The sequence below is a fragment of the Mangrovibacter phragmitis genome, assembly GCF_001655675.1.
GTDB classification, from domain to species: domain Bacteria; phylum Pseudomonadota; class Gammaproteobacteria; order Enterobacterales; family Enterobacteriaceae; genus Mangrovibacter; species Mangrovibacter phragmitis.
Genome location: NZ_LYRP01000012.1, coordinates 283,203 through 304,308, shown reverse-complemented (window position 1 = coordinate 304,308; position 21,106 = coordinate 283,203). Strand labels below are relative to the sequence as shown.

The window sequence follows — 21,106 nt, the reverse complement described above, 5'->3', positions numbered from 1 at the left end:
TAACCACAGGCCGGGTTTTCTGCCCAGTCGCATCACTATGTCAGTAATAGTTCACCAGTGTGCAGGGCGAGGTTGACTGATGCAAGCCACCCACAGGAAACTCAGTTTTTTCCTGGAGGCAAAACTGGCTTCAACCAACACACTGGCTGTACATTCACAGAAACTGAGGACCGGATGAACCAAAAAGTCGCCTGGATTGACAACTTGCGCGGTATTGCCTGCCTGATGGTTATCGTTATTCACACCACAACCTGGTATCTCACCAATGTCGATAAAGTCAGCCTGATGACCTGGGATGTTGCCAATGTCCTGAACTCTGCATCAAGGGTCTGTGTGCCGCTATTCTTCATGATTTCAGGTTACCTGTTCTTTGGTGAACGAAGCGCCCAGCCCCGGCATATCGTTCGTTTATTCTTGTGTCTGGTGTTTTACAGTGCCATTGCGCTGCTTTACATGAGCACACTCACACGTATTAACGCCTGGCAGGCATGGCTGCATATTCTGCAAAAACCCGTGTTTTATCATCTGTGGTTTTTCTACGCGCTGTTCGTTCTCTACCTGCTGTCACCATTAATCAACGCCCGGCAAATCAGTGCGCCGGCTCTGCTTCTGCTGATTGCTGTGTTAGGTGTCATTGCCAACCCCAATATGCTGTCCGTTTATGGCTGGCATACCCGCCTGTTGCCTGTCGACCTCTATATTCAGGGCGATGTGTTCTACTACATTTTGTACGGTGTGCTGGGTTATTCACTGGGGCAGCTACAAACTGAACGGGGCTGGGTTACTTTGCTGGCACTGGCAGGTTTTATCGCCTGTGTGGTGGGGATTATTAAAGGGACGCAACATGCCTTACATACCCATGGCAATTTCGCGGACACCTGGTATCGTTATGCCAGCCCGCTGGTGCTGCTCGCCGCAATCAGCCTGTTTATCCTGGTAAAAAATACGCTGGGCAGTGGTCCGGTACCCGGCCTTGCCACCATTGCACGCTATTCACTGGGCATTTATGGTTTCCACGCCTTTTTCATCCATTTTCTGCGCACCCGGGGTATCGAAATTACCCGCTATCCACTGCTGGACATGTTGTGGATATTCAGCGCGACACTTGCCGGCAGCCTGGCTCTGGCAACAGTTACCCAGTGGGTGGATCGTAAACGATGGGTGAGTTAGCCGGTACACGAAGTAATGCCCGCTGCCACTGGCGGCGGGATGAAAAACCCGCTTTGAGCGCCACCTGCTCACCATGCAACCCCTGGCGCAGGTATTGTTCTGCCAGCGCCAGGCGCAACTGTTCAATATAATCCCGTACCGTTACGCCAAGATGCAGTTGAAACAGGCGAGCCAGATGGCGAGCGCTGACATGAACCTGTTGCGCAAGGGCAGGAACCGACCACGGCTGTTGTGGCGCAGAAGACAACAAATCCTGAGCCTGGTGCAATGCCGGGTGAAGGTGGTTGCGGTAACGCAGCCAGGGCGAGAGTTGCGGGTCATCTCCGGCGCGCCGGAACCACACCACCATTTCACGGGCAACTTCCAGCGCCTGATGTGGGCCGCACAGGTGGCTGATTAAATGCAGGCTGACATCAATACCCGAAGTAATGCCGGCACTGGTCCAGATACCCCGGTCTGCAACAAAAATCCGGTTGGTTTTCACCTGTGCGTCCGGTGCCGCCTGTTTCAGGCGCGCTATCACGTCATGATGAGTGGTGCACTGGCGCTGGTGTAATAACCCGGCCCTGGCGGCCATTAATGCCCCGGAACAAATACATAACAGCGCCAGTTGCTGGTGATGAATGGCGGGTTGCAGGCGAGTCAGCCAGCGCCGGACCTGCTCTGCCTCCGGGGTGGCGAAATGCTGTGAGGAGTCCGTCACGCCGGGAATAACCAGCAGGCTGCCAGGCGGCAGGGCATCTGGCAATGGCGCGATACCACCCAGTGTCAACCCTATAGAACTGACCACTTCCGGTTGCGGCCCAATATAGTGCAGACGAAACGCATCCCCTGCCAGCCCAAAGGTTTCCGCCGGGCCAGTTAAATCTAACGCCAGTACCCCGGGCAGCACCACAAACCAGACATCCACCGCCATTGTCATTACTCCTGCATAGTTAAACCCGCGAGACACTCTGCAACTGTGCTTATTGTGGCAAAACGCCCGGTTAACACCGTCTCCGTACGGTGGTGTAACGCATCGCTGTCCAGCGTAACCCCTTGCCAGGTCATAGCAAATGTCAGCGTAGCTTCACTGACAAAGGTCACTTGATAGCCAAGGTCGGATGCTACCCGGGCCGTAGTTTCACAGCACTGTTCGGTACGCATGCCGCAGATAATCACATGGTCGATATTCTGGCGACGCAGCCAGTTATCCAGCCCGGTATCAGTAAAAGCATTATGCACATGTTTATGAAAAGTTGTGGTGGGTTTATGGGTTAAAAACGGCATCGGTGTGACAAAACCGGACGCAATTGAGAACGGCCCGCTTTCATCGACATGGAAAATATCCACCACCGGGATCTGGCGCTCGGAGCAACCCGAAATCAGGGTATTCATGTTCCGGGAAAAATCAGCAAAATTACTGTCTTCCCAGAAATCACGCTGGAAAAAGGAACATTGGGTATCGATATTCAGTAATGCGCTACGTGCCATGGTGATTCGCCTCATGTGGAAACCTGAAGCCATTCTGGCAAGAAAAAATGGCCTGGCGAATACCAAAAACGGACAGAACAGGGATACGGGCGGACAAGGCGGATACAACAGCGAAACCCGCATGAAAAAACGGCGGCACAGGGCTGAATTCGCCCGGCACCGCCGGTTATGCTCAGAAGTCTGACATAGTCACACCATCAGTGGTGCAAGTTGCCGGTAAATCTGGCGGAAAGTTTCTCTGCGTGCTGCATACTGCCGGTTACGCGTTACATCCGGGTGGTGGCGCTGCTCCAGGGGTAACTGCGGCAATAATGCGGATAACGGCACATGCGGGTTTAACGCCACCTGTGCCAGCCTTGCTGCACCCAAAGCCGGGCCAACATCACCCCCGGTGCGGTAATCCAGCACCTGACCACTGATATCTGCCAGCATCTGCCGCCAGTAAGGACTGCGCGCACCACCGCCAATCAGGGTGATGCTTTCCGGGCTCAGCCCACAACTGTGCACCACATCCATACCATCAGCCAGGGCATATCCCACACCTTCCAGCACTGCCCGCGCCAGTTCCTCCGGGCCATGCTGGTGCGTCAGGCCAAAAAAGACACCTTTGGCAGCAGGATTATTATGTGGAGTACGTTCGCCGGAAAGGTAAGGTAAAAACCACAGCGCGCCGGCCGTATCATCGGCCTGTTCTGCCGCAGCCAGTAAAGCAGGTACTGAAGGCTGCCCGGTTAGTTTTGCCGCCCAGTCAAGGCAGGAAGCAGCACTCAGCATAACTGACATTAAGTGCCAGCGTTCCGGCAAGGCATGGCAAAAGCTGTGCACTGCGCTTTCTGGTTTACTCAGGAAACCTTCACTGACAGCAAAGTAAACCCCCGACGTGCCTAATGACAGCATCGCCTGCCCGGCATCCACCATACCGACACCGACAGCCCCTGCGGCATTGTCACCACCACCCGCAATAACGGGGACTACCGGCATTTGCCAGGCATCAGCCAGCCCGGCATGGAGTTGCCCGGTAATCTCATTGCCTTCATACAATGCGGGCATGTTATCGCGCGTCAGGCCACAGGCTGCCAGCAGTTCATCACTCCAGTCACGCCGTGCGACATCCAGCCACATGGTCCCTGCTGCGTCAGACATATCGCTGGCATAATCACCTGTCATACACAGGCGTAAATAGTCTTTGGGCAACAGTACCTTGTCTATCTGACGAAAAATTTCTGGTTCATGGTTTTTCACCCACAACAGCTTGGGTGCAGTAAACCCCGGCATCATCAGGTTGCCGGTAATTTTGCGGGAAGCTGGTACCGCCTGCTCCAGTTGCGCGCACTCTGCGGCACAGCGCCCATCGTTCCACAAAATTGCCGGGCGCAGAATGTTTTGCTGGTTATCCAGCAGGGTTGCACCGTGCATTTGCCCTGTCAGGCCGATTGCTTTTACACCCTGCAAAGCGTGCTGCCTGGCCAGCATCTTCATCGCCCGGTCGGTTGCCGCCCACCATTGCAGAGGATCCTGTTCCGACCACAACGGGTGTGGCCGCGACACTGTCAGCGACTCGGTTTGGGTTGCTAACAGCGTCCCTTCTTCACTTAATAAAATGGCTTTAACGCCGGATGTACCTAAATCAATACCAATATACATTTCCGCCACACCCTCCCGGCAATAAACAACGTGCATATCCCCGCCAGGCAGATAGCACAGAGGATACGCCAGCACATAAACCGCGTATCCTCCTGCCTGATTTTATCGGGGCGCTTTCTGGCCACCCTGGCCCTTAACGGTCAAACAACCAGGTATTCACCAGGTTTTCCAGCAGTTCCTGGTGGCCGCTCTGGTGTTGTGGTGCCAGGTTATGCTGTGCTGCATATTGTGCAATTTGCTCCAGGCTGAGCTGGCCTTTCAGCACTTGCTGGCCAAATTCACTGTTCCAGCCTGCATAACGTTTCGCAACTCGTTTATCCAGCTCACCATCTTCAACCATGCGTGCCGCTACTTTCAGCGCCAGCGCCATGGTATCCATTGCGCCGATATGTCCATAGAACAAATCATATTTATCGGTACTCTGGCGGCGTACCTTGGCATCAAAGTTCAGCCCACCGGTGGTAAAGCCACCCGCTTTGATAATTTCATACATCACCAGCGCATTCTCTTCCACGCTGTTCGGGAACTGATCGGTATCCCAGCCCAGTTGCGCGTCGCCACGGTTAGCATCCACCGAGCCAAAAATACCCAGTGCAATGGCAGACGCGATTTCATGGTGGAAACTGTGGCCTGCCAGTGTGGCGTGGTTCGCTTCAATGTTAACTTTGATCTCTTTTTCCAGACCAAACTGTTTGAGGAAGCCATATACCGTCGCCACGTCGTAATCGTACTGGTGTTTGGTGGGTTCCTGTGGTTTAGGTTCAATCAGCAACGTGCCCTGGAAACCAATTTTATGTTTATGTTCCACCACCAGTTGCATGAAACGGCCAATTTGTTCACGCTCCTGGCGTAAGTCTGTGTTGAGCAGGGTTTCGTAGCCTTCACGCCCGCCCCACAACACATAGTTTTCGCCGCCCAGTTTGTGTGTGGCGTTCATGGCATTAACAACCTGTGTGGCTGCCCAGGCGAAGACTTCCGGGTCCGGGTTGGTGGCAGCACCGGCACCATAACGCGGGTTGGTAAAGCAGTTGGCAGTGCCCCACAGCAGTTTCACACCGCTCTGTTGCTGTTTTTCCGCCAGCACGTCAACCATTTGCTGGAAATTGCTCTGGTAAGTCTTGAGCGAATCACCTTCCGACACCACATCCACATCATGGAAGCAGTAGTAAGGCACACCCAGTTTTTGGAAAAACTCGAAGGCGACATCGGCTTTCTGGCGCGCCACAGCCAGTGCATCGCCGGGATGCTGCCATGGGCGGTCAAACGCCCCCACACCGAACATATCTGCACCATTCCAGCAGAAGGTGTGCCAGTAGCAGGCAGCAAAACGCAAGTGGTCTTCCATGCGCTTACCTAATACAAGCTCATCAGGGTTATAGTGGCGAAAAGCCAGAGGATTAGTGGTTTTAGGGCCTTCGTAACGTACTCGTTCAAGTTGGTCGAAATAAGCCTGCATAGTGGACTCCGTAATCAAGTAAAGGAGGTATTAACAACCATGCATTCATCCTGGTTACTCCAGACAGCTTCCTCAATTACGTTATTTCACACTGCGATTAAGAGAATACCCAACTGTGCGCCAGCTCTCAAAACACTATTTTATTAACACCTGCCAGCCATTTTTTATTTCCAAATGAAAACATAATTATGGCGAATATATGAAACAGGATCTCCATCATAAAACCAACAATTAAACCAAAAAACATAATAGCAAGATAAAAATAGATAATTGCAAGCTTGTGCCTCCACGATAACAATTCCCTTCGTCTGCAGATGTTAATTATTCTTTAAATCCCTCAAACCTACATACATAAACAGGCATTAAGACCATGAAGATAAAGAACATTTTACTAACAATCTGTGCTTCTGCACTGCTGGCCACCAGCCTTAACAGCCTGGCGAAAGAGATAAAAATCGGCATGGCTATTGACGATTTGCGTCTGGAGCGCTGGCAAAAAGATCGCGATATCTTTGTTAAAAAAGCAGAATCTCTTGGTGCATCTGTATTTGTTCAATCCGCTAACGGAAATGAAGAAACACAGATGTCACAAATTGAAAACATGATAAATCGTGGCGTTGACGTACTGGTTATTATTCCCTACAACGGAAAAGTCTTAAGCAACGTTGTTGCCGAAGCGAAACAAGAAGGCATTAAAGTTTTAGCCTATGACCGCATGATTAATAATGCCGATATTGATTTCTACATCTCTTTTGATAATGAAAAAGTAGGAGAATTACAGGCACAGAGTCTGGTGGATAAAGTGCCCCAAGGTAATTATTTCCTGATGGGTGGCTCCCCGGTAGACAATAATGCCAAAATGTTCCGTGCCGGGCAGATGAAGGTATTAAAACCCTTTATTGACAGTGGGAAAATTCACATTGTTGGCGACCAGTGGGCAGATGGCTGGCTGCCGGAAAACGCGCTGAAAATTATGGAAAATGCGCTGACAGCCAACAAAAATAACATTGACGCGGTGGTTGCTTCTAATGACGCTACTGCAGGTGGTGCCATTCAGGCACTGGCTGCACAAGGGCTGGCAGGTAAAGTTGCCATTTCCGGGCAGGATGCAGACCTGGCCGCAGTTAAACGTATAATGGCGGGCACACAAACCATGACGGTTTACAAACCCATCAAGCAACTGGCAAATACCGCTGCAGAAATTGCCGTCGAACTGGGTAATGGTAAACAACCTCAATCAAACGCCACATTAAACAACGGCATGAAAGATGTCCCTTCCCGTTTATTAACACCAATTCCAGTAAATAAAAGCAATATTGAAGACACAGTTATAAAAGATGGTTTCCACAAACAAAGCGATCTCTGAACGCCGGGCCCGCGCATGCGCGGGTAACCGCTCTTGCCTGAGGAAGCATATTGAGGAACAGCGTTATGCCTTATTTGCTGGAAATGAAAAATATTACCAAGGCGTTCGGTACGGTAAAAGCCGTGGATAACGTCAGCCTGGCACTCAATGCGGGCGAAATCATGTCGTTATGTGGGGAAAACGGCTCCGGGAAATCCACATTAATGAAAGTACTGTGCGGTATTTATCCTCATCCCACCTGGCAGGGTGAAATCTGGTTTGCTGGCGAGCAACTCAAACCAGCGCATATCCGCGACACTGAGCAGAAAGGGATTGCCATCATTCACCAGGAACTGGCGCTGGTAAAACACCTGACCGTTCTGGAAAACATCTTTTTGGGTAATGAAATCACACAGCATGGCGTAATGGATTACGACACGATGACGGTCAAATGTGAAAAATTACTCAACCAGGTGAGCCTGGCTATTTCACCTGACACCCGGGTAGGGGATTTGGGGTTAGGCCAGCAGCAACTGGTCGAAATTGCCAAGGCCCTGAATAAACAAGTGCGCCTGCTGATCCTGGACGAACCTACAGCGTCACTGACCGAGCAGGAAACTGCCATTTTGCTGGAGATAATTCGCGACCTGCAAAACCACGGTATTGCCTGTATTTATATTTCCCACAAACTGAATGAAGTCAAAGCGATATCCGATACTATTTGTGTGATTCGCGACGGGCAGCATATTGCCACCCGTGATGCCGACCAGGTAGAAGAAAACGACATTATCGCCATGATGGTTGGCCGGGAACTCACCGCACTTTATCCCAGTGAGCCACACCAGACCGGTGACGAAGTTTTAAGGGTTGAACACCTTACTGCCTGGCACCCGGTAAACCGCCATATTAAGCGGGTGAATGATATTTCCTTCAGCCTGCACAAAGGCGAAATATTAGGGATTGCCGGGCTGGTTGGTGCCGGGCGAACAGAAGCCGTGCAGTGTTTGTTTGGCGTCTGGCCTGGCCGCTGGCAGGGCGATATATATATTGAAGGGGAAAAAGTGGCGATCCGCCGCTGCGAGCAGGCCATTGCCCACGGCATTGCAATGGTGCCGGAAGACCGGAAAAAAGATGGCATCGTGCCAGTCATGGCGGTAGGACAAAACATTACCCTGGCAGCACTCAGCCAGTTTTCTGGCGCCCTTACCACCCTGAATGACGCCGCAGAGCAGCACTGTGTTGAACAATCAATCAAACGCCTGAAGGTGAAAACCTCTTCTGTGGAACTCGCTATTGGCCGGCTAAGTGGCGGCAACCAGCAAAAAGCGATTATTGCCCGCTGCCTGCTGCTCAATCCGCGCATTCTGATACTGGATGAACCCACCCGTGGCATTGATATCGGGGCCAAATATGAAATCTACAAGCTGATTAATCATCTGGTGCAACAGGGTATCGCCGTCATTGTTATCTCATCTGAACTGCCTGAAGTACTCGGTCTCAGTGACCGGGTTCTGGTCATGCATGAAGGGCAACTCAAAGCAAACCTGGTTAACCATAACCTGACACAGGAACAGGTGATGGAAGCCGCACTGAGGAGCGACCACCATGTCGAAAAGCAACTCGTCTGAAATGAAACTCACGGCGCCGGGCTCATCCCCTTTCTCCGGGCTGAAATCACTGAACCTGCAAGTCTTTGTCATGATTGCCGCCATTATCGTCATCATGCTGTTCTTTACTGCCATGACGGATGGCGCATATATGAGCGCCCGTAATATCTCTAACCTGCTGCGCCAGACCGCCATCACCGGTATTCTGGCGGTTGGCATGGTGTTTGTGATTATCTCGGCGGAAATTGATTTATCCGTCGGCTCTATGATGGGTTTACTGGGCGGTGTGGCGGCAATTTGCGATGTCTGGCTGGGCTGGCCTCTGCCACTGACGATTATCACCACACTGGTGCTGGGTCTGCTGCTGGGGGCATGGAACGGGTGGTGGGTTGCCTACCGCAAAGTGCCGTCGTTTATTGTCACCCTGGCCGGTATGCTGGCTTTTCGCGGCATCCTGATTGGGATCACTAACGGGACAACGGTTGCACCCACCAGCCATGCTATGTCACAAATCGGCCAGAGCTATTTACCCGACGGTATTGGCTTTATCTGCGGCACCCTGGGTCTGATGGTATTTATCGCCTGGCAATGGCGTGGGCGTATGCGTCGCCAGTCTATGGGCCTCGGTGTACCAGCATCGGCGTCTGCGGTGGGCCGCCAGGCGTTCACCGCAATTATTGTGTTGGGGGCTATCTGGCTGCTCAATGATTACCGTGGTGTGCCAACACCCGTGCTGTTGCTTGCCCTGCTACTACTGGCGGGCATGTTCATGGCTACCCGCACCGCTTTTGGTCGCCGGATTTACGCAATTGGTGGCAACCTGGAAGCCGCGCGCCTGTCTGGCATCAATGTCGAGCGCACCAAAATGGCCGTGTTTGCCATTAATGGCCTGATGGTTGCGGTTGCAGGCCTGATTCTGAGCGCCAGGCTCGGGGCAGGTTCACCTTCCGCCGGGAATATTGCTGAGCTCGATGCCATTGCGGCCTGCGTTATTGGCGGTACCAGTCTGGCTGGCGGGATTGGCAGTGTGGCAGGCGCGGTGATGGGGGCATTTATTATGTCTGCACTGGATAACGGCATGAGTATGATGGATGTACCGACATTCTGGCAGTACATCGTTAAAGGCGCCATTTTACTGCTGGCTGTATGGATGGATTCAGCAACGAAACGCCGCGCATAACTTTATTAATCTGCAAAGGATCACACAAAGCCAGGGCATTCACCCCGGCTTTGTGTGTCTTATGATATTCAGGGAAAGACTTATCATCAGGAACAACGAAAATGTTTGAGAAACGTCATCGCATTACGCTGTTATTCAATGCCAATAAAGCCTACGACCGCCAGGTTGTCGAAGGTGTGGGTGAATATCTGCAGGCCTCTCAATCTGAATGGGATATTTTTATCGAAGAGGATTTCCGTACCCGCATCGATAACATTAAAGACTGGCTGGGCGATGGTGTCATCGCTGACTTCGACGACCCGGAAATTGAAACATTACTGGCGGGCACCACGGTGCCCATTGTGGGTGTGGGCGGCTCTTACCATGACCCGGCGCAATACCCTCCGGTACACTATATTGCCACAGATAACTACGCTCTGGTGGAACAGGCCTTTCTGCACCTTAAAGAGCGCGGAGTGAACCGTTTTGCTTTTTATGGTTTACCTGCATCCAGCGGTAAACGCTGGGCCAGTGAACGGGAATATGCCTTTCGCCAGTTAGTGCAAAAAGAGCAATACCGCGGTGTCATATACCAGGGGCTGGAAACCGCACCCGAAAACTGGCAACACGCGCAAAACAGGCTGGCAGACTGGTTACAAACTCTGCCGCCACAAACCGGGATTATTGCCGTTACCGACGCCCGCGCCCGCCACCTGCTCCAGGCCTGTGAACACCTGCATATTCCGGTACCGGAAAAATTGTGTGTGATTGGCATTGATAACGAAGAGCTGACACGTTATTTGTCGCGCGTGGGATTGTCATCCGTTGCCCAGGGAACCCGGCAAATGGGTTACCAGGCAGCCCGGGTACTGCACCGCCTGCTCGACCACGAAACACCGCCTCTGCAACGTATCCTGGTACCTCCGGTGCGGGTTATTGCCCGGCGGTCAACCGATTTCCGTTCACTGCACGACCCGGCCGTCATTCAGGCCATGCATTACATTCGTAACCATGCCTGCAAGGGCATTAAAGTTGAACAGGTGCTGGATGCAGTCGGCATTTCCCGTTCGAACCTGGAAAAACGCTTTAAAGAAGAAGTGGGGGAAACTATCCACTCGGTGATTCACAGTGAAAAGCTGGAAAAGGCCCGGACATTGCTGATCTCGACCAGCCTGTCGATTAACGAAATTTCCCAGGTATGTGGTTACCCATCGCTGCAGTATTTTTATTCCGTATTTAAAAAGGGCTACGACACCACGCCTAAAGAGTACCGGGATGTGCACAGCGAAATATGCTGAACGGGGCTTAACGGGTGAACATAAAGAAAATGCCAGCCTACATTACAGTGAGGCTGGCATTGTCACACACCAGTGCTGTTTTTACCGGTTATCAGTAAGTATTCAGCAACTGCTTGTTACTCTGGAACATAGCAAACAGGTAGTTGTTATAATGACTGCCTTTCGTGGAGTAACCTTCCAGCTTGTGAATCATGTTCGCTGCGGTTAACTCCTGGTCGGCCCGGCGTAACTGCGAACGCGACTCGCGGAATGAGGCATAAGCCGGGTGCGTATTCAGGTTATGGACATAAGCCTGCACAGATTCGCCTACAGACGAAAATTGTGAATACCCTTTTACTTTACCGTTGCTGCCTGAGCAACTACGCCCACACTTCATACCAAACAGGTTATTGTTCACACGCGCCAGCTTTGATGTACCCCAGCCGCTTTCCGCCGCAGCCATCGTTGCCACCATGTTGGTCGGAATAATATCAACGCGTTCCAGCAATGTGTTCCACGGCACATGGCGCGTATCGCCACGCCAGGACACATTGTACTGGCGAAGCAGCCCTTTCAGGCGAGCACGCTCAGCAGCCGTCCAGTGCCCGGCATAGCGTTTTTGCTGCAACCATTCACGGTCAGCAAGAATTACGTCATTCTGGCGGTTGATATACGGCATTACAGTCCGGAGAAATGCTTTTTTTCTTGCTGCTCCGGAAGGGTATTTTCGCAAATCAGGAAGTGAACTGCTTGCACTATTGCGAGAATACTCTTGTTTACTACTAACCGCCTGCTTACTGCCATGAACCTTTGTTACATGAGGCTTATGATTCGTTGTTGTTTCATGTTTCTTTGCCAGAACCCCGCCGGAAAATCCCAGGGTGAAACACATCAGAATCGTCGCCCCGTATCGTCGTATACGTGTCGACATCATCAGGTCTCCAGGTCGGATATCATTTTCCCAACACCTTATTTTTTAAAATAAATAAACAATCAGCAGCGAATTTTAGCAAAAATAGCGCAATTTTGCACCTTCCGGGAATAGTACAAATCCGAAAGGTTATTATGAGGAATAATCTTATCGCAGAAAAAAATAGGGAAAAAATGGCGGCAGTTCGCAGAAATAGCAAAAAATTGTGTCTGTTGTTCTCCCCCCTCCTTCTCCTCCCCCTTCACGTTTACTTCAGGATGAACCGTCGTTTTTTTCGCCATGCCAGACTGAGCAGAAAAAACCAGGACATTCCGATGAACATAAAATACCTTGCCCTACTGCTTTTCCCGGCCACCAGTGCTCTGGCAGGCTGGAATGCCCCCGGCTTGCCTGAATTTAAGGAAACACACCCAGGCCAGTTTCAGAGCCAGGGCGCGTTGAAAAAAGGCGCGCTGCCTCTTGCCCTGCACCTGGGGGACCAGTGCTGGCAACCGGCTGAAAGTATCAAGCTCAACCAAACCCTGTCGCTGGAGCCCTGCAAAGGCACGCCACCACAATGGCGTCTGTTTCGTGACGGTACTTATCATGTGCAGATAGATACTCGCTCTGGCACACCCACCCTGTTGCTCAGTGTCGACAGCACCACCGCTGCGCCACAGAATGTCACCCGGCAATGCCCGCGCTGGGATGGTAAGCCACTCACCGTTGATGTCAGCAGTACGTTCCCGGAAGGCTCAACCGTGCGAGATTTCTATAGTGGCGACACAGCTATTGTACACCAGGGGCATATCACCCTGATGCCTGCAGCAAACAGTAACGGCCTGCTTCTGCTGGAAAGCGCAGAAACACGCCATGCAGCGCCTTTTTCCTGGCATAACGCAACTGTCTACTTTGTGCTGACTGACCGCTATGTTAATGGTGACCCCAGCAATGATCACAGCTACGGGCGCAAATCCGATGGCATGCAGGAAATTGGCACCTTCCACGGCGGCGACCTGAAAGGGTTGACCAGCAAGCTCGATTATTTACAAAAACTGGGTGTGAATGCACTGTGGATAAGCTCACCGCTGGAGCAAATCCATGGCTGGGTGGGTGGTGGAACCAAAGGCGATTTCCCGCATTATGCCTATCATGGCTACTACACCATGGACTGGACCAGGCTGGATGCCAATATGGGCACAGAAGAGGACTTACGCCGCCTGGTCGACGGTGCCCATCGGCGTGGTATTCGGGTGCTGTTTGATGTGGTGATGAATCACACTGGCTATGCAACTCTTGCGGATATGCAGCAATACCAGTTCGGCGCACTGTATCTGAAAGGAGCGGAGCGGGATAAAATTCTGGGTAAAAACTGGACCGACTGGACGCCCGGCCCCGGGCAGACCTGGCACAGCTTTAATGACTACATCAATTTCAGCGATAAAACTGCCTGGCAAAAATGGTGGGGAAAAGCCTGGGTGCGTACAGATATTGGCGATTACGACAGCCCGGGTTATGACGACCTGACCATGTCACTGGCTTTTCTACCCGATATCAAGACGGAATCCACCACGCCTTCCGGGTTACCCGTTTTCTATGCACATAAACCGGATACCCACGCCAAAGCCATTGCCGGTTATACACCACGCGACTACCTGACCCACTGGCTCAGCCAGTGGGTACGTGATTATGGTATTGATGGTTTCCGGGTCGATACCGCCAAACACGTAGAGATGGCCGCCTGGCAGCAACTTAAAGACCAGGCGACCAACGCGCTCAAGGCCTGGAAACAGGCTAACCCGACGAAAAAAATCGATGACGCACCTTTCTGGATGACTGGTGAAGCCTGGGGTCACGGCGTCATGCAAAGTGATTATTACCGCCACGGCTTCGATGCCATGATCAACTTCGACTACCAGGATCAGGCATCCAGTGCCAAAGACTGCCTGGCATTTATGGATATGACCTGGCAGAACATGGCCGCAAAACTGCAGAACTTTAATGTGCTGAGTTATCTGTCTTCCCATGACACTCGCCTGTTCCGTGAAGCAGGCCAGCGCAATGCAGAACTGCTACTGCTGGCGCCGGGTGCCGTACAAATTTTCTATGGCGATGAAACCGAGCGCCCCTTCGGCCCGACCGGTTCAGACCCACTGCAGGGCACGCGTTCACAAATGAACTGGCAGGATATTAACGGCAAAGAGGCGCTGACCCTGGCGCACTGGCAAAAACTGGGGCAATTTCGCGCCCGCCACCCGGCAATTGGCGCAGGAGTGCAAACCACCCTCCACCAGGCGCAGGGTTACAGTTTTAACCGTGTTCTGGGTGATGACAAAGTGATGGTGGTTTGGGCCGGTAATCAATAACCTGGTGCAAGGCGATACCCGGGCTGGCAAGTACCCGTCCCGGTTTTTTTCCCCGAGTCAGAGCCACCAAACAGACACCAGAAAAGATATAGCAAATTTGTTAAAAAAAATGGGCAGCAATATATTATGCTGCCTGTTTACACTTCCCTGGCATTTATTTCACCTGACAACAGAGTTATCTGGTTTGCACATCGATATCTGTGGCGCTATGGTTAGCATCTTTAACAGACCTACAACACTTTTACTGCTATGACGTTTTCACTTTTCGGCGACAAATTTACCCGCCATTCCGGCATTACACGCCTGATGGAGGACCTTAACGATGGCCTGAGAACGCCTGGAGCCATTATGTTAGGGGGCGGGAACCCGGCACAAATCCCCGCTATGCAGGATTACTTTCAACAACTCCTCGCGGATATGCTGAAAAGTGGCAAACTCACTGATGCGCTTTGTAATTATGATGGCCCGCAGGGCAAAAGCGAGCTACTTGATGCGCTGGCAGGCATGCTGCACGATGAATTTGGCTGGGATATTGAGCCACAGAATATTGCACTGACAAACGGTAGCCAGAGTGCATTTTTCTACTTATTCAATTTATTCGCAGGGCGTCGTGCTGACGGGCGCACCAAAAAGGTGCTTTTCCCGCTGGCACCAGAATACCTGGGCTACGCTGACGCAGGGCTGGAAGAATCACTGTTTGTCTCTGCCCGCCCAAATATAGAACTGCTCCCGGAAGGGCAGTTTAAATACCATGTAGACTTCGAACACCTGCATATTGGCGAAGATACCGGCATGATTTGTGTGTCGCGCCCTACTAACCCCACCGGGAATGTCATTACAGATGACGAGCTGATGAAGCTCGATGTGCTGGCAAACCAGCACGGTATTCCACTGGTTATTGATAACGCTTACGGTGTTCCTTTCCCGGGTATTATCTTCAGTGAAGCCCGCCCGTTATGGAACCCCAATATTGTGTTGTGCATGAGCCTGTCTAAACTGGGCCTGCCCGGCAGCCGTTGCGGTATTATCATTGCCAACGAAAAAATAATCTCTGCTATCAGCAATATGAACGGCATTATCAGCCTCGCGCCAGGCGGTACCGGCCCGGCTATCGCAAGTGAAATGATTAAACGCAACGACTTGCTGCGCCTGTCTGAAACCGTTATTCGCCCGTTCTATTTGCAACGCGTTACTGAAACTATCGCCACAATTCGCCGCTATTTGCCGGAAGAACGCTGCCTAATCCATAAACCAGAAGGGGCTATTTTCCTGTGGTTGTGGTTTAAGGACCTGCCCATCAGCACCGAAGTACTGTACCAGCGCCTGAAAAAACGCGGAGTTCTGATGGTGCCCGGGCACTTTTTCTTCCCGGGGCTGGATAAACCCTGGCCGCATACCCAGCAGTGCATGCGGATGAACTATGTACCGGAACCAGAAAAAATTGAAGCCGGGGTAAAAATCCTGGCGGAAGAAGTGGAACGCGCCTGGCACGAAGTACAGTAAAGCGTTACCCGGTGTAACCGCCAGAGCCACACTTACCAGGACAGTGGGCTGGCGGCCGCCTGTAAACGGCGCTGGCGAGTTAACGCTTCCAGCGCTTCACCACTCACACACCGTAATGCTCCCGTTGGGCAAGCTTCCACGCAGGCAGGACCGGCGTCACGCCCCTGGCATAAGTCACATTTCAACACTTGTGGGTTCACCCGGCTCTCTTCGCCCGTAGCAATACGTATCGCACCGTAAGGGCACACCACCATACAGGTTTTGCAGCCAATACACGCCGCCTGGGTAACTGCAACATAATCCGTACCATGCACCAGCGTTCCGGTCGGGCAAACACGGGCACAGGGCGCATCTTCACATTGCCGGCACATCACTGGTACAGACACACTGGCGGTTTTCTCCACCTGTAGCCGCGCCTGAAACGTTGCTGGCGACAACGCTGCGCAATCTGCCTGCGCCTGGTGAGAAACGGCACAGGCCACTTCGCAGGTACGGCAACCAATACATTGGGTGGCATCGGCCAGAATAAAACGGTGCATGAGATTTCCCTTAATAATGCGTTACCCGCCAGGCGCGGAAGTAACAGCCTATGCGAACCGGCGGCCAACAGCTTTGATCCCACAAGGTAACGGCATGATTTCCTGAGAATGGCCGTGAAATTCAGGCAATTGTCTGAATGCCGGGAAATTAGTCTGAATTGATATGTTCTTTGCAGTAACGTCGCTGCCAGGCCGCAGGAGTCAGGCCCGTTTGTTTACGAAAAATTTGCCGGAAATAGCCCACATCCTGAAACCCACAGCGCGCTGCCACCTCTACCAGCGCCAGTGAATCACTGAGCAGAAGTTTCTGCGCGGCGACCACCCGCTGGCGATGGATGGCATCAGTAATTGTCAGGTGGAACACGCGCCGGTAAACCCGCCCCAGGTAATCCGCGCTACAGTGCAGGTTTTGCGCCAGTGATGAAGTAGAAATTGCCTGATGGTACTGGGTACGGATGCATTGCTGTGCCCGCCAGGCCAGAGCAATACCACTGCGGGTCTGTGCATCCCGGGCCGGTGCAGTCAGGGAGATTTTTTGCAAAATCAGCAGTAATAACAACTCCAGCGCACAACTGCGGGTGATATTTTCCTGCTCAGTGAGAAACTGGCGAAACAAGGTTATCACTTGTTCAGGGTCGGGAACCTTGCTGTGCTGGGGCAGCGAAATTTTCGCCTGAGGCAACCCCACAGAAGCGGGCACATCATGGACATCAAAATGTACCCAGTAGAATTTTAAATCTGGCGGAAACACCCCCACACCCCGATGCCTGCGCTGTGGATACAATACCAGGCTTTCACCTGCGCCAACCTCAAAAACTTTATGGTCTTCCTGAATCGTAAGTGTCCCTTTTTCCACAAAAATCACTTCCCAGGAAGTCAGCGTTCTTTCCGGGTGAATGCCCACTCCACGAGAAATAAACACACCACCATTTTGTACAGATAAAGGAAAAGACAGATTAAAATCAATCATATAAATAATCACTCATCCACTTAACTACACTTGATTATGCAGAGTGGCGCTGTCAGCAGTATTTATTTTTCTCAAGAACCGATCCTCTTCACAAAATTTTTACCAGGTCGGAATCGTCATCTTTTTATACTTTTCTCTTGTCTTGTTGGTCATGCAACCTTGTGCAAAATAAATAGTGTTTGCGCAAACAACAACCAAAGCCCGGCTTATTAGCGGTTTCGTTTCGGGTACAGACAACGCAAAATGCGAGGCGTTAACCATGACCTCTACCCCTATATCACAAACAGACATTGTCACTCAGCGCACTGACACGAAATTATCCCTGCGGGAAAAAATCGGTTATGGCCTGGGCGATGCCGGCGGGACAGTTATTACCTGCCTTATCATGAACTTTCTGACGTTTTTCTACACCGATGTCTTCGGCCTGACTCCGGCGATTGTCGGAACGCTATTTATCGGTCTGCGAGTGTTCGATGCAGTGTCCGATCCCATTATGGGCGTACTGGCAGACCGCACGCAAAGCCGCTGGGGCCGGTTCCGCCCATGGCAGTTGTGGGTTGCACTGCCCATCGGCATTATTGGCGTACTGACGTTTACTGTTCCGGATGTCAGCATGACCATGAAAATCGCCTGGGCGTTTGGCACTTATCTCATGCTGTCTGTCGGTTATACCGCCATTAATGTGCCGTACTGCGCACTTATCAACACCATGACCACCCGCCATGATGAAGTGATTTCCTGCCAGTCCTGGCGCTTTATTCTGTGCGGTGTGGCAGGCTTTCTGGTGTCCGTCGGGCTGCCGTGGCTGGTCGCTGAACTGGGCCACGGCAATGCCGCCAAAGGTTACCAGCTCGGGGTTGGCCTGCTGTGTGGTATTGCTGTAGTGATGTTCCTGTGCTGCTTTTTCTGGGTTCGTGAACGTGTGCCACTGGCGTTGATGGGGAAATTTAGCCTGCGGGAACACCTGGCCGGGTTGCGCAAAAATGACCAGTTATTACTGATGCTGGTGATGTCGTTCCTGCTTATCAATGTGTTTAACCTGCGCGGCGGCGGCTATATGTATTTTATTACTTATGTCCTGCACGGTAGCGCCGCTTTTGCTTCACTGTTTTTCACTATGGTGACCCTGGCGTCTATTCTCGGCGCCGTCCTGGTGAATCCACTCGCCCGCCGAATTGATACAGTAAAACTCTATTACTACACCAACCTGGTGCTTGCCGCCTGTGCCGCTGGCATGTGGTTTCTGCCCACAGGCTCACAATGGCAGACGTTATGGCTCGGTATTATTCTCAGTAACGGCATTATTCTTGGTTTCACGCTTCCTCTGCACTTTTCCATCATGGCGTTCGCCGATGATTACGGTGAGTGGAAAACCCGTGTGCGTTCTTCAGGCATGAACTTCGCTTTCAACCTGTTTTTCATCAAGCTGGCCTGGGCTGCCAGTGCGGGCATCATCAGCCTGGTGTTTATCTTTGTGGCTTACAAACCCGGTATGGAAAACCAGACCACCGCCTCACTGCAGGGTATTACCGCCCTTGAAAGCCTGCTGCCCGCCGCTTTTCACTTGTTACTGGCTCTCGCGCTGCGCAAGTGCCGCCTCAATAACCCCATGATGGCGACTATCGCAACTGATTTACGCCAGCGCCATGTACACACATCCTGAAGAGGTTGTTATGACTCAGCATGTTGTTTTTGATGTCGATTTACACCGCCTGAAGATTACGGACACATTTTTGGGCCAGTACCAGCGCCTGGTCCGCGACGTGGTTATCCCTTACCAGTGGGATGCCCTGAACGACCGCATTGCGGATACCGAGCCCAGCCACGCTATTGAAAACTTTCGCATTGCGGCAGGCCAGCAAGCCGGTGAGTTTTACGGCATGGTGTTCCAGGACAGCGATGTCGCCAAGTGGCTGGAGGCGGTTGCCTGGTCTTTGTGCCAGAAACCCGATGCTGAACTGGAACACATTGCCGATGGCGTTATTGAACTGGTCGCCGCCGCCCAGTGCGAAGACGGCTACCTGAATACCTGGTTCACTGTCAAAGCGCCGGAACAGCGCTGGTCAAACCTGGCGGAATGCCATGAGTTATATTGTGCCGGGCATATGATTGAAGCAGGCGTGGCTTTCTTTCAGGCCACTGGTAAGCGCCGCCTGTTGGATGTGGTCTGCCGCCTTGCTGACCATATTGACCACGTGTTTGGCCCGGGAGAGCACCAGTTGCAGGGATACCCGGGGCACCCGGAAATTGAACTGGCGTTAATGCGCCTGTTCGATGTCACCCAGGAGCCCCGCTACCGCGAGCTGACTCATTTCTTTGTCACCCAGCGCGGCCAGTCACCGCACTATTACGATGAAGAGTATGAAAAGCGCGGTAAAACATCGTACTGGAATACCTATGGCCCGGCGTGGATGGTAAAAGATAAAGCCTACAGCCAGGCGCACCTTCCCCTGGTGGAACAAAACCAGGCAACCGGCCACGCTGTGCGCTTTGTCTACCTGATGACCGGCGTCGCTCACCTGGCACGCCTGAGCGAAGATGAAACCCTGCGCCAGTCCTGCCTGCGCCTGTGGCAGGATATGGCGCAGCGCCAGATGTATATCACGGGCGGTATTGGTTCCCAGTCCAGCGGTGAAGCGTTCAGCAGCGATTACGACTTACCCAATGACACTGTCTATGCCGAAAGCTGTGCGTCTATCGGCCTGATGATGTTTGCCCGCCGTATGGTGGAAATGGAGGCCGACAGCCAGTACGGCGATGTCATGGAGCGGGCGCTGTATAACACCGTGCTGGGCGGTATGGCGCTGGACGGCAAGCACTTTTTCTATGTAAACCCGCTGGAAGTGCAACCCAAAGCGGTGCCGTTTAACCATGTTTACGACCATATTAAACCGGTGCGCCAACGCTGGTTCGGGTGCGCCTGTTGCCCGCCGAATATCGCCCGCCTGTTAACCTCGCTGGGCCACTATATCTATACGCCACGCAGCGATGCGCTGTATGTGAATTTATACGTAGGCAACGAGGCAGAACTGGTTGCGGGGGCTGTCGGGCTGCGCTTGCGTCTGAGCGGCAACTACCCCTGGGATGAACAGGTAACGCTGTCTGTACTTTCACCAGAGCCCGTCACACACACCCTTGCATTACGCCTGCCAGACTGGTGCCCGTCACCTTCAGTAACCCTGAACGGCCAGCCGGTTCAGGGCGATGTCGTGCGCGGCTACCTGCACCTGCAACGCACCTGGCGGGAAGGCGACACTCTGTGCCTTACATTGCCCATGCCGGTGCGGCGTGTGTACGGTAACCCACTAGTGCGCCACCAAGCCGGGAAAGTCGCCCTGCAACGCGGACCTGTGGTGTATTGCCTGGAGGAAGCGGATAACGGCGCACAACTGCATAACCTGTGGTTACCAGAAAACGCTGTACCGCGCCTGCTGAATGGCACTGCGAGCCTGGCGCATAAAGTACTTTTGCAGGCAGAAGGGCTGCGCTACCAGGCAAATCAACCCGAAAAACAGGCCCTGTGGCGCTATGATGCTCACCCGGCCACACCCGTTCCCCACACACTGACCTTCATCCCCTGGTTCGCCTGGGCTAACCGTGGTGAAGGAGAAATGCGTGTCTGGGTAAACGAAGCCCCAGGCCCGGCGTGATTGTTGTGCATGACTGCCGCAGTATTGCCGTAATAAA

The 21,106-nt window shown here is 52.5% G+C and carries 16 protein-coding genes; 9 read left to right on the top strand and 7 right to left on the bottom strand.

Annotated elements, in window-relative coordinates; genetic code table 11:
- Positions 1 to 174: 174 nt before the first annotated feature.
- Positions 175 to 1,170: an acyltransferase gene (locus A9B99_RS11680; protein ID WP_064598041.1), complete on the top strand. Its 996-nt coding sequence runs from the start codon at positions 175 to 177 to the stop codon at positions 1,168 to 1,170.
- Here the strand turns inward: A9B99_RS11680 and A9B99_RS11675 are convergent.
- The 4 genes from A9B99_RS11675 to xylA form a co-directional block, all read right to left on the bottom strand.
- The gene (locus tag A9B99_RS11675; protein WP_064597671.1) at positions 1,133 to 2,086 is read right to left on the bottom strand and encodes a GlxA family transcriptional regulator; all 954 of its coding nucleotides are present in this window, start codon (positions 2,084 to 2,086) and stop codon (positions 1,133 to 1,135) included. The genes A9B99_RS11680 and A9B99_RS11675 overlap by 38 nt on opposite strands.
- Positions 2,087 to 2,091: 5 nt before the next feature.
- On the bottom strand, positions 2,092 to 2,643 hold the full coding sequence (locus A9B99_RS11670; RefSeq protein WP_064597669.1) for a cysteine hydrolase family protein: 552 nt from the start codon (positions 2,641 to 2,643) through the stop codon (positions 2,092 to 2,094).
- A gap of 189 nt (positions 2,644 to 2,832) precedes the next feature.
- Positions 2,833 to 4,287, bottom strand: a complete 1,455-nt coding sequence (xylB, locus tag A9B99_RS11665; RefSeq protein ID WP_064598039.1) for a xylulokinase — start codon at positions 4,285 to 4,287, stop codon at positions 2,833 to 2,835.
- A gap of 133 nt (positions 4,288 to 4,420) precedes the next feature.
- Positions 4,421 to 5,743, bottom strand: a complete 1,323-nt coding sequence (gene xylA, locus A9B99_RS11660; RefSeq protein ID WP_064597667.1) for a xylose isomerase — start codon at positions 5,741 to 5,743, stop codon at positions 4,421 to 4,423.
- 370 nt (positions 5,744 to 6,113) lie between these two features.
- Between xylA and xylF the strand changes: the two genes are divergently transcribed.
- The 4 genes from xylF (at position 6,114) to xylR (ending at position 11,152) form a co-directional block, all read left to right on the top strand.
- Complete coding sequence (xylF, locus tag A9B99_RS11655; RefSeq protein ID WP_064597665.1) at positions 6,114 to 7,109, top strand: D-xylose ABC transporter substrate-binding protein; 996 nt, start codon at positions 6,114 to 6,116, stop codon at positions 7,107 to 7,109.
- 65 nt (positions 7,110 to 7,174) lie between these two features.
- Positions 7,175 to 8,716 carry a xylose ABC transporter ATP-binding protein gene (locus A9B99_RS11650; RefSeq protein WP_064597663.1) on the top strand — a complete coding sequence of 514 codons (1,542 nt, stop codon included), beginning with the start codon at positions 7,175 to 7,177 and terminating at the stop codon, positions 8,714 to 8,716.
- On the top strand, positions 8,694 to 9,875 hold the full coding sequence (gene xylH, locus A9B99_RS11645) for a xylose ABC transporter permease XylH (protein WP_064597662.1): 1,182 nt from the start codon (positions 8,694 to 8,696) through the stop codon (positions 9,873 to 9,875). Before A9B99_RS11650 ends, xylH begins: the two co-directional genes overlap by 23 nt.
- Before the next feature lie 101 nt (positions 9,876 to 9,976).
- Positions 9,977 to 11,152: a D-xylose utilization transcriptional activator XylR gene (gene xylR / locus A9B99_RS11640; RefSeq protein ID WP_064597661.1), complete on the top strand. Its 1,176-nt coding sequence runs from the start codon at positions 9,977 to 9,979 to the stop codon at positions 11,150 to 11,152.
- 91 nt (positions 11,153 to 11,243) lie between these two features.
- Here xylR and A9B99_RS11635 read toward each other — a convergent pair whose 3' ends face one another.
- A complete protein-coding gene (locus A9B99_RS11635; protein ID WP_074388795.1) occupies positions 11,244 to 12,065 on the bottom strand; it encodes a protein bax in 822 nt (273 codons plus the stop codon).
- A gap of 311 nt (positions 12,066 to 12,376) precedes the next feature.
- Here A9B99_RS11635 and A9B99_RS11625 point away from each other — a divergent pair, with 311 nt between their 5' ends.
- Both A9B99_RS11625 and avtA read left to right on the top strand, forming a co-directional pair.
- Complete coding sequence (locus A9B99_RS11625; RefSeq protein WP_064597656.1) at positions 12,377 to 14,407, top strand: alpha-amylase; 2,031 nt, start codon at positions 12,377 to 12,379, stop codon at positions 14,405 to 14,407.
- Between the two features lie 249 nt (positions 14,408 to 14,656).
- On the top strand, positions 14,657 to 15,910 hold the full coding sequence (avtA, locus tag A9B99_RS11620; protein ID WP_064597654.1) for a valine--pyruvate transaminase: 1,254 nt from the start codon (positions 14,657 to 14,659) through the stop codon (positions 15,908 to 15,910).
- A 32-nt stretch (positions 15,911 to 15,942) separates the two neighbouring features.
- Here the strand turns inward: avtA and A9B99_RS11615 are convergent, their stop codons facing one another.
- On the bottom strand, positions 15,943 to 16,449 hold the full coding sequence (locus A9B99_RS11615; protein WP_064597652.1) for a 4Fe-4S dicluster domain-containing protein: 507 nt from the start codon (positions 16,447 to 16,449) through the stop codon (positions 15,943 to 15,945).
- Between the two features lie 148 nt (positions 16,450 to 16,597).
- Positions 16,598 to 17,419 carry an AraC family transcriptional regulator gene (locus A9B99_RS11610; RefSeq protein ID WP_064598037.1) on the bottom strand — a complete coding sequence of 274 codons (822 nt, stop codon included), beginning with the start codon at positions 17,417 to 17,419 and terminating at the stop codon, positions 16,598 to 16,600.
- Between the two features lie 259 nt (positions 17,420 to 17,678).
- Here A9B99_RS11610 and A9B99_RS11605 point away from each other — a divergent pair, with 259 nt between their 5' ends.
- Together A9B99_RS11605 and A9B99_RS11600 are read left to right on the top strand one after the other, a co-directional pair.
- Positions 17,679 to 19,082, top strand: coding sequence for an MFS transporter (locus A9B99_RS11605; RefSeq protein WP_064597650.1), 1,404 nt, complete (start codon positions 17,679 to 17,681; stop codon positions 19,080 to 19,082).
- Between the two features lie 10 nt (positions 19,083 to 19,092).
- Entirely contained in the window at positions 19,093 to 21,069 is a 1,977-nt protein-coding gene (locus A9B99_RS11600) for a glycoside hydrolase family 127 protein (RefSeq protein WP_156519046.1), read from the top strand.
- Positions 21,070 to 21,106: the final 37 nt, after the last annotated feature.